A 10,825-nucleotide genomic window follows, 5' to 3' on the forward strand; every position below is an offset into this window, starting at 1 on the left:
TTTATTTTTAATAGATTAAGATTTTGTCATTATTTTAATTAAAATAATAAGAAAGAAATATAGTAAATCTAAAAAAGGAAATAAATAATTCGTATGGGTTTTTTTGTAAATTGCGGCAAATAATCCTACTTGATGAAAATAACTCTACTTTCAATTATTACCTTTTTTTTGTCTGCCAATATGCTCTTTAGTCAAAAGGCATTAGACCCTACACCAGAAGATATTCAATTAGCAAAATCACTTAGAGAGAAATATTCTAAAGATGATGTTGCCGTTTTAGAAAGCAAAGAAAACATTACGTTTGAACTTAACAAAAGCGATGCTAAAGTCGTGGTTAAAAATTCTGTGAGAGAAGTTTTAATGAACATTAATCATAGAGCTGATATTAATAAATATGAGTTTTATGACAGTGAATCTTCAATTGAAAGTTTTATTCTGAAATACAGAAATCAAAAAAATACCAGTTTTACAATAAAAGATCAGTTTTATAAAGACAACGATTTGTTCTACAATGATGCTCGTGTAAAGTATATGGACGTAGATTTTCCGGTTCAGGGTTACAGTTATATTTATGAGCTTGAAAAAAAATACAATGATATTAAGTATTTTACCTCTTTGTATTTTAATGATGAGTTTCCGGTTATTAAAAAAGAAATCACAGTTACGGTTCCGGACTGGTTAAATTTAGAATTGAAGGAATTTAATTTTGATGGGAATACTATTTCTAAAACTAAAACACGCGACGATAGAAACGGTACTACAATTTATACTTATGTAATGGAAAATGTTGATGCTTTTTATAAAGAGAAAAAAGCACCGGGAAGAAGTTACATTTATCCGCATGTTTTGGTTATAGCAAAATCATTTAAACATAGAGATAAAGAGACGATGCTTTTTAATTCGACTGCAGATTTGTATAAATGGTATAAATCATTGGTAGATTCTATGAAGGATGATACAAGCCTGCTTGCTGCTAAAGTTAAAGAGTTAACGTCTTCGGCAAAAACGGATGAAGAAAAAATCAAGAATATTTATTACTGGGTTCAGGATAATATTAGATACATAGCATTTGAAGACGGAATTGCCGGTTTTAAACCAGATGAAGCGCAAAACGTTTTTGAAAAAAGATATGGGGATTGTAAAGGAATGGCAAACTTGAGTAAACAAATGCTTAAGCTTGCAGGATTCGATGCCAGACTTACCTGGATTGGCACAAAGCATATTTTATATGATTATACGACCCCTTCTCTGGCGGTTGATAATCACATGATTTGTACGTTGTTTTATAAAGGAAAAACCTATTTTATTGACGGTACAGAGAAGTATAATTCTTTTGGAGAAGATGCAGAAAGAATTCAAAATAAGGAAGTAATGATTGAAGACGGAGACAAATTCATCATTAAAAAAGTTCCGGCTTCGGGAAGTGAATTAAATAAAGAAATTTACAACGCCAAATTAATTGTTGACAATGATAAATTGAGCGGAAGCTGCTCCAAAACCTATTCGGGCGAAAGTAAAACGGAGTTTTTAAATATTTTTAATTCTTTTGAAAATAATAAAAAAGGCGAAACTTTAGAGAAATACCTTTCTGGAAATGATAAGAATATTACAGCTAAAAATATTAAAACCTCAGATTTAAAAAACAGAGATTTAAAACTTTCTCTGAATTATGATTTAGACGTTCAAAATAAGGTTTCAAAATTTGATAATGATATTTTTATAGACTTAGCCTACATGGATGAATATAAAAATTTTGAGTTTAAAGACAGAAAAACAAATTACGAACTAAATTATAAAACAAATTACGAGTCGAATGTAGTTTTGGCGATCCCTGATGGATATAAACTGAGTAAATTACCTGAAAGCCTAAATGTAAATGAAGAAGATTTCAGTGTTCTGATTTCGTTTAAACAAGTTGGTAAAGAGATTGTTTACAAAAAGCAATTTGTGTTTAAAAATGCCGTGGTTAAAAAAACCGATATGGCAAAATGGAATGACTTTAATAAAAACCTTAAAACAATTTATAACCAACAAATAATTTTTACAAAATCATAAAACAGTATGAATAAAACATTACTCATTTTCTTTATTACAATTTGTTTCTCTTCTTATTCGCAGGATAAAACCGAAGTAAAAGATTTCTTCTGGGGAAAATCAGACACTTTTAAAACGGTAACCAAAACTCCGGATAAATGGAAAAATGAATCGGCAGTTATTATTTATAAATATGAACATTATGACTATCATAATTCTGGTGTAAAAGTAGTGTTTACAAGTGCTTATAGACAAAGACTAAAGCTTCAGGATGAGAATTCGGTTAAAGAATTTTCGGAATTCTCGTTTAAAAACAAGTTTTATTCTTCAAGAGGATATAGCTATAAACAAGGAACAACATTTTTAGGAGTTAAAATTGTTAAACCAGACGGAAAAGAAATTGAGGTTGATGTAGATAAAGATGCAAAGAAGGTTGACGACCAGAAAAAAATAGCTATAAATGGTCTTGAAATAGGAGATATTATAGATTATTATTACTACTCTTATGAGCCATTTGCCAGTCTGACTCAGAATTTTGAACCTGTTGAAAATACATTAGGAGATGTATATCCTATTATGAGCAGGAAAATGAAATTTTTAGTCGAAGAGGATTTTTACGTTAACTTTAATACTTACCATGGTGCACCTGAATTAAAGGAAGTTGAGTCTGGAAAAAAGCATACTAAAGCATACGAATTGACGGCTCAAAATGTTGAAAAAGAAGAGTTTCTTAGATGGTTTTATCCGTTAGTTGAGCTGCCTTGTTATAAATTTCAGGTGTTTTTTGCAAAAAAATCAGGTGATGCTGTTCCGTATAATTCGCAGATATTTTTACCTAAAAAGAATGAATCTTTTAGAAAAACAGTCGATAAAGATGATATTTTCGATTATTATGAAAAGAAATTTCATGCTGTTTTTGATTTAGGAGAAACACTAAAGTTTTTGAAAGGAAAAACTTTTGAAAGTGAGGAAGAAAAAATAAAAGCAGTTTACTTATTTGCCAGACATCAATATTACACACAATTTATTGAATCGGCAGTAATTAAAGAGGCAGATATTTTTAATTCGTATGCGATGTACAAGAATCCTGATTTCTTTTCAAACGAATGGTCTTTTATATCGTATTTTATGGCTTACATGAAAGAGTTTAAAATTGATTACAATATTGTATTAGCGACAGCCAGAAATAATGGTTCTCTGGATGAATTACTGATTCAAAAAAACCTGACTCCATTATTACGAATCAATACACCAACTCCGTTATATCTTGAATATTGTAACCCATTTACCACGCCTGGAACGATTGATTACAATTTAGAAAATACCAAAGGTTACATAATGGATTTTGTCAGCAACAGGACTATTGCAAATGTAAAGGAAGTGAATTTGCCATCGACTACCGTTAAAGATAATGTTACAAAAGTCGTTACAAATGTTTCTATGGATGCTGATTTGTCTAGTTTGAATGTTAAAAGAGCTTCAGAATTTTACGGACATTTTAAAAGCGATGAACAAAAAGACAAATTGAAGTTTTATGATTATGTAGAAGAAGATTATCAAAAATACGGAACTGAAAGAGTTATAGATAAAGTAGGAAGTAAAAGCAAACGTGAACAATATAACAAAGAGTTTGATGCTTTGAAAAACAAACTAAAAGATATTCAAAAAGAGGATGAGAAAAAATCTCTTTCGGGAGAGTTTGATTTTGAGATTGAAAATCCAACAATTAAAATTACAAATACGGGAAGATATGGCGATAATTCTCCAGTTTCATATGAGGAAGAATTTGTTATAAAAAATAATTTCATCAAAAAAGCAGGTGAAAATTATATTGTTGAAATTGGAAAAATGCTGACGAACCAGCTTGAAATTGATAAAAAAGAAGTTGATAGAAAGAATAATGTATATATGCCATTTCCAAGAGCTTTTGAAAATGAAATTGTATTTGAAATTCCTGCAAGATATAAAATTTCTGGAATTGAAAAACTAAATAAAAATGTTCAAAATTCAACGGGAGAATTTAGTAGTACAGCTGTTTTAAAAGATAATAAACTAATAATTAAAACAGTTAAGAAATATAATAATTACTACGAGCCTAATGCAAATTGGAACAAAATAGTAGACTTTTTAGAAGCAGCTTACCAATTTACCCAAGAAAAAGTTTTGCTTAAAAAACAATAAGATTAACTTCTAAATCTTAAAGTATTTGATGTTATAAATAAAAAACTCCGGTAATCAGCCGGAGTTTCAATCATCAATCAAAAAACGAACAGTCAATCAAACTGTTGTTTGCTTTAAAATTCCAAATCTAAAATTCCAAATTCCAATTGTTGGTTGGGATTTGGAATTTAAAAATATTGAAATTTAATATTGTTATCCTAGGTATGTTTTAAGGATTTTACTTCTTGAAGTATGTTTTAATCTACGGATTGCTTTTTCTTTAATCTGACGAACACGCTCACGAGTTAGGTCGAAAGTTTCTCCAATTTCTTCTAAAGTCATTGGGTGCTGATCGCCAAGACCAAAATACAAACGTACAACATCTGCCTCTCTAGGAGTTAATGTTTCTAACGAACGCTCGATTTCAGTACGTAATGATTCGTGAATTAACTCTCTGTCCGGGTTTGGAGATTCTCCAGAACGTAAAACATCATAAAGGTTAGAATCTTCACCTTCAACAAGAGGTGCATCCATTGATAAGTGACGACCAGAGTTTTTCATAGACTCTTTTACGTCATTTACAGTCATGTCAAGTTCTTTTGCAATTTCTTCAGCAGAAGGCGGACGCTCATTAGACTGCTCTAATAACGCATACATTTTGTTGATTTTATTGATAGAACCAATTTTGTTTAATGGTAAACGAACAATACGTGATTGTTCTGCAAGAGCCTGAAGGATCGATTGACGAATCCACCATACGGCATAAGAAATGAATTTGAAACCACGAGTTTCATCAAAACGCTGTGCAGCTTTAATAAGACCTAAGTTTCCTTCATTAATTAAATCAGGAAGAGTTAATCCTTGATTTTGATATTGTTTAGCAACCGATACAACGAAACGTAGGTTGGCTTTTGTTAATTTTTCTAAAGCTCTTTGATCACCAGCCTTTATTCTTTGTGCTAATTCTACCTCTTCATCAGCGGTAATCAGGTCAACTTTTCCGATTTCTTGTAGATATTTATCTAACGATGCAGTTTCACGATTAGTTACCTGCTTGGTGATTTTAAGTTGTCTCATGTTATTTGTCTCCTCAATTTTTAAGTGTACAAGTGGTTATACGTAAGAAGTTTCAAAAAAGTTACAAATTGTATCAAAAATAATTTGTTTTTTTTCAAAAATCAAAAACCTGTCTGGAAATAGACAGGTTTTCAGTGTGTTATGATGTTTTTTAAATTAAAAAAATCAATTAATTTGCTGTGGTATTTTGAACTTCTATAATTTCTTTTACAGAAACCGGGATTCCGCTTTTAGTAAAACCTTCAAGTCTTATTTCAAAAGTGCCCGAAAGATCAGAAGTATAAAATGAAGTTTCAGAATCTTTATTTAACTGAACATCAGGATTCCAGAATAATTGGTTTCTAAAATCAGGAATTCTTTGATTGTCAGCAGTGTTTTCGTATTTTACTTTATTGTATATCTTTTTTGGCTGTGGTCTTAAAATAGTTGGTTTTATGATTGAAGAACCTGTTTGTGTACTTTTGAAATCTCTGTCAAAAGTTGTAAAACTGATCAAACCATTAAATGATTTTGAACCAACATAATATCGGCCTACGATAAGTTCAATTTTATAAACGTTTTTCATATTGTAGTTTACAAGATCATTTTGGTTCTCTAAATATAATCCGTCAACCAAAACCAGTGCTGATTCTGGAAGCTGAGGAAAAATACTTGGATCATTTACGTGCAGATATAATTTATCGTCTTTTTGTTTAGAATACACTTCAACAACAACTTCTGTAATGGTTTCTTTTAAGGTTTTAAAACGAGTAAAATCATCTAAAATATATTCTTTTGGAAGAGGATAATAAAAAGCATCCTGACTTGGAGCTTTTTCAATATTGTCAACTTTTTTATGAAAATAGGCATTTTCTACCTGACTTGAAATTGATCTTTCTAAAAGACTTTCTTTAAATGTGTACGATAGTTTAGCATCTTTTTCAAAAGATATTTTACTGTAATCAATCTCTGGAGCATTGTTTACTGCAAGATCATAATTGTTAGCTTTTTCATCAATAAGCTGAATAACAATATTAGAAGTATAAAATGTTTTGTCGACATTAAAAATAAAGTTCCCTTTGCTGTCTGTTTTTACAACTTTAAAAGCAAAAGATTTTCCCGGAATTGATAATCCAACTGAAAGATTTTCGATTTTATCAGTTTTATTTTTTGCTGTAATTTTTCCCGAAATAATTTCACCTCTCAATTCTGGCAAAATAATTTTATCCTGATTTTGTAAATCTAATACAACCGGATAGGAAGTATTTGAAGCAAATTTGACAGCCGAAATTTGATTTTGAGCAGGAATGTTATCCAGTTTTCGAACTGAAAGGGAATAAACTCCGTCTACAAAATTATTGTTTGAAGACTGAATTTTTAAGTCAACCAATTCACGATTTGTAAATGTTTTTTTGTTTAGTTTAAGTACAACATTTTCATTTTTTAAATCCTCAGATGCATTTGAACTGCTTGCTAAAAGATTTTCAGCAGTAGTTTTTTCATCTGTTTTGTATGGATTAACGATGTTTATATTCAATTGAAATAATTCTGAAACGGGTTTATTTAGCATCCAGTTTGTGTATCCAACTAATTTATAACTCCCTGTTTTTAAAGTTGTGGGAATGAAATAATCGCCCTGTCCGTTTGCGTTTTCCAATGAAACTTTTGTTTTAAATACTGATTTTTTAGTATTATCTAAAAGTTCTACGTAAGCAACTTTACTAATGTCACTTGGCGTTTTGTCTGTTGCTTTTAAACAATAAACTTTATATAACAAGGTTTCACCCGAAACAAATGTTGTTGCATTTGCGTGAATGAAAACAGTTTCATCAACAGCAATTGTTTGCTGCGCTTTACTTAATTGTGTATTAATTAATACAAGCAATAAAATTATGTGTTTTAGTCTATCCAAAATGAAGGTTTTATGTTAGATGAAAATGATGTACAGTCTCCGCAAACAGCGTCTACTAATTTATAATTTATACCGCTGTTCCCTATATAGGTCATGAGTTCTCTATTAATATTATAGATCATGGTTTCTCCCTCGCAGTCTTCTCCTCCAAAACAAAATTTAAAAGGAACGTCCTCACAGGTATTAAAATAGGGTATAGGTTTGTTTGGGAAAAAATCACTGTAATTAAAAAATATTCTTTTTTCTGAATAAGAAGCTACATCAAAAAAGCCAATGACTTTAGTACTCGAATCATTAATACATTTTATGTTTCCTGAGATTAAACCGGGCTGTTTTGGAGATAAAATGCTCGATGAACCAGCGATATCTCTTAATGTTTTATGAAAGGTGTAAGCTTCTAAATTTTCTACATATTGTTTTACTAATATGCTGTATCTATGACCTATTATGTAATTACTTTCTTCAATAAAACGGATTGGCAGGTTTACACGATCTTCTGTTTTATCATTGGTATTTACTAAAATAATGTCTGTTGAGTTTTTACTAGAATAACAAATTCTTGTGTTAGGATCGTTATTAATTAAGTCAACAGTTTGTGTACCGGTTGCAATAATTTTTAATGATGTCCATCTTGGGGCAACAATTTTATATGTTTCATCATATTCATATCTGTAATATTTTGAAGTTTTTGCAGGATCAAAAGTATTTACATTTATCTGAACTCCGGTTTCATTGTCTTTATTTGTTGCAAGCGAAGGAACAACACTTTCAATAGGATTTACTGTTGTTAAAGTTTGCGGGGTAGATTGATAAATTTTCCCATCTTTAGTGGTGATTTCCAGTGTATATTTTCGATCTGGCAATGCCTGAAATACAGACTGAGATTTGTAAGTACCAGCACTTTCAATAAAAAGATATTCATTATTTTGATCGTCTTTAACAGTAACTTTTGCACCAGTTTCGGTTTGAACGCTCTGGTCTTCAAACTTCGAAGTTTTAGTGATTTTTATTTCCTGATTTTTAAGTTCATTAGTCAAAGTGGCTTCAACAACAATGATTTCTTCATAAGTGTTTGTTAACAGCGGATATGTTTCTGTACAGCCGTTAAAAACGATTGCAAGAAATGCTAATAGGATTATATTTTTTATTTTATGAATTTTCATTACTTAAAATAGGTTCATTTTTAATTGAAATAAGAATGTGTTTTTCATTTGGGAGTGAAAAATTATTTATCTGCTTTTTTAATCTGTCCAGAATGTTGGTTTTATGTTTGAGGCTATAGTGGTGCAATCTCCGCACGGCGGTTCAACCCAAAAAGTACGCCCTCCCATCCCTGAAAAATATTTTATTCTTTCTGCCGCCAAGTCATCTCCGGGACCGCCATAATGAGTACAAGGATCAGGAACAAAAGGTTCTACAGCATAACAAAATTCTTTACAGTCTGTAACATACGGTGGTGGTTTTTTACCAGGAAACAAATCGGCATAATTAAAATAAATTCGTTCGGTAGATACTGAGCAAACATCAAAATATCCGGCTATCTTATCATTAGGATTTTTAACTGATTTTAAATTACCCAGTAAAAAACCTGGTTGATTTGGAGAAACAATGCTTTCGGAACCTGATATTTTTTTTAACGTACTGTAATAATTAAATGCTTCAAGACTTTCTATATACTGTTTAACTAAAATGCTGTATCGGGTTGTAATAATATAATTCTGATCGCTAATAAATCTAACTAAAAAATCAACTTTATCTTCCGTTAGGTTATTTGTGTTTGCTAGTAACAAGTCATAATTTTTACCACTTGCGTAACAGGTTTTTGTATCAGTCAAATTTGGCATATAAACGATAAAACCATTTGGATCCCAGACAGCTTTAGTCAATGTCCATTTTGGAGCTACAACTTTATAGGTTTCTTCATATTCATATCTATAATAATTTGAACTATGGGCAGCGTCAAAACTATTTACTTTAATGCTTACACCATTTACGTTATCCTTTTGTTCAACTTTAGCTTCAACACTTTGAATTGGGTTTATGGCTGTAAGAGTTTCAGCTGATGATTCAAATGATCTGCCGTCTTTTGTATTAATATGCAATTGATATTTGGTGTTTGGTGTGGCACGAAATTCTGTGCTGGAAACATATTTCTCAGAATTTTCTACAAAATCGTATTGATTTCCTGCATCATCTGTGATAAAAACTTGTGCACCACTTTCTGTTAAATAACCTTCATCTTCAAATTTTGCTGTTTTGGTAATTTTTATTTCCTGTTTTTTAAGTTCATTGGTCAATGTTGCTTCAACAACTATTACTTCTTCATATCTACTGGTAATTAACGGATATGTTTCTGTACACCCGTTAAAAACGATTGCAAGAAATAGGAAGAGAACTATATTTTTTATTATATGAAATTTCATTGTTTGAATATTCTTTTAATCTGATTCTTATTAAAAAATCATCGTTTTTAGTTATCTACCCAGAATGTTGGTTTTATGTTAGATGCAATTGTTGTACAGTCTCCACATGGCGCATCAACCCAATAAGTTGTAACGCTGCTGGTTCCATCTCCTGAAAAATAGCGTATTTTTCCATAAGGAAGATCTTCCGCATAATGGCAGCAGTGTGTACAAGGAATAGGGTTGTTTGGTTCTTTTGCATAACAAAATTGTGTACAGTCCGTATAATAAGGAGGAGGAAATTTACCTGGAAATAAATCTTCATAATTAAAATATATTCGTTCAGTCGATACGGAGCAAACATCAAAATATCCTGCTATTTTACTGTCACTATTAACCGCTTTTAAATTGCCCAATAAAAGACCGGGCTGAGTAGGAGAAACAATAGTTCCGCCAGAGGAAGCAGTTTTGTTTAATGTATTGTAATAATTATATGCTGCAAGACTTTCTACATATTGTCTGACCAAAATGCTGTATCTGTGTGTAATAATGTAATCCTGATCACTAATAAATCGAATCAAATAATCTACACGATCTTCTTTTAGATTGTTTGTATTTAGTAAAAGTAATTCTAAACTTTTTTTAGATCCATAGCAAGTTTTAGTAACTGGCGAATTTGGCTCGAAGGTTGGAGATCCATTATTCCATTCAAGTTTTGTAGGCAGCCATTTTGGTGCAACAACTTTATAGGTTTCCTCAAATTCAAATCTGTAATAGGTTGATGTGCTTGTAGGATCAAAGCTGTTTATACGAATACCAACACCATTTTTATCATCTTTTTGTTCAATTGCAGCGACTACACTTTGCATAGGCGTTATGGTTGTAAGGGTTTCTGGCGATGATGCAAAAGATCTGCCGTCTTTGGTGTTAATGTGCAATTGATATTTAGTATTAGGAACAGCCTGAAATTCTATAGTTGAAACATATTTACCAGCATCTTCGCTAAAATTATATTGATGACCAGCATCATTTGTAATAAAAACTTCAGCTCCACTTTCCGGAAGATAGCCTTCATCTTCAAACTTTGCAGATTTGGTAAGTTTTATTTCCTGTTTTTTAAGCTCGTTGGTTATGTTGGCTTCAACTATAAGGACATCTTCAAATCGGTTGGTTATTAACGGATATGTTTCGGTGCATCCATTAAGGATGAAAGTAAGAAAAATTAAAATTACAATATTGTAAAATTTATAATTTTTCATTT

7 protein-coding genes are annotated in these 10,825 nt (G+C 30.9%); 2 read left to right on the forward strand and 5 right to left on the reverse strand.

Features of this window, described 5'->3' with window-relative positions:
- The first annotated feature begins 132 nt into the window (after nt 1-132).
- Nucleotides 133-2,055 (forward strand): transglutaminase-like domain-containing protein, encoded by a 1,923-nt coding sequence (locus tag FLAPXU55_RS08410; protein WP_180857295.1) that lies wholly within the window; start codon nt 133-135, stop codon nt 2,053-2,055.
- Between the two features lie 6 nt (nt 2,056-2,061).
- A complete protein-coding gene (locus FLAPXU55_RS08415; protein ID WP_180857296.1) occupies nt 2,062-4,215 on the forward strand; it encodes a DUF3857 domain-containing protein in 2,154 nt (717 codons plus the stop codon).
- Nucleotides 4,216-4,407: 192 nt separating this feature from the next.
- On the opposite strand, the gene FLAPXU55_RS08420 is transcribed toward FLAPXU55_RS08415, so the two are convergent.
- From FLAPXU55_RS08420 to FLAPXU55_RS08440, 5 genes are all read right to left on the reverse strand, one after another.
- A complete protein-coding gene (locus FLAPXU55_RS08420; RefSeq protein WP_007804760.1) occupies nt 4,408-5,271 on the reverse strand; it encodes a sigma-70 family RNA polymerase sigma factor in 864 nt (287 codons plus the stop codon).
- A gap of 169 nt (nt 5,272-5,440) precedes the next feature.
- Entirely contained in the window at nt 5,441-7,135 is a 1,695-nt protein-coding gene (locus FLAPXU55_RS08425; protein WP_235992005.1) for a hypothetical protein, read from the reverse strand.
- 14 nt (nt 7,136-7,149) lie between these two features.
- Nucleotides 7,150-8,325, reverse strand: a complete 1,176-nt coding sequence (locus FLAPXU55_RS08430; protein WP_180857298.1) for a DUF4249 domain-containing protein — start codon at nt 8,323-8,325, stop codon at nt 7,150-7,152.
- A 78-nt stretch (nt 8,326-8,403) separates the two neighbouring features.
- Entirely contained in the window at nt 8,404-9,585 is a 1,182-nt protein-coding gene (locus FLAPXU55_RS08435) for a DUF4249 domain-containing protein (RefSeq protein ID WP_180857299.1), read from the reverse strand.
- A gap of 47 nt (nt 9,586-9,632) precedes the next feature.
- Nucleotides 9,633-10,823, reverse strand: coding sequence for a DUF4249 domain-containing protein (locus FLAPXU55_RS08440; RefSeq protein ID WP_180857300.1), 1,191 nt, complete (start codon nt 10,821-10,823; stop codon nt 9,633-9,635).
- Nucleotides 10,824-10,825: the final 2 nt, after the last annotated feature.

Origin of the sequence: Flavobacterium panici (assembly GCF_903819335.1) — a bacterium.
Taxonomy (GTDB): Bacteria; Bacteroidota; Bacteroidia; order Flavobacteriales; family Flavobacteriaceae; genus Flavobacterium; species Flavobacterium panici.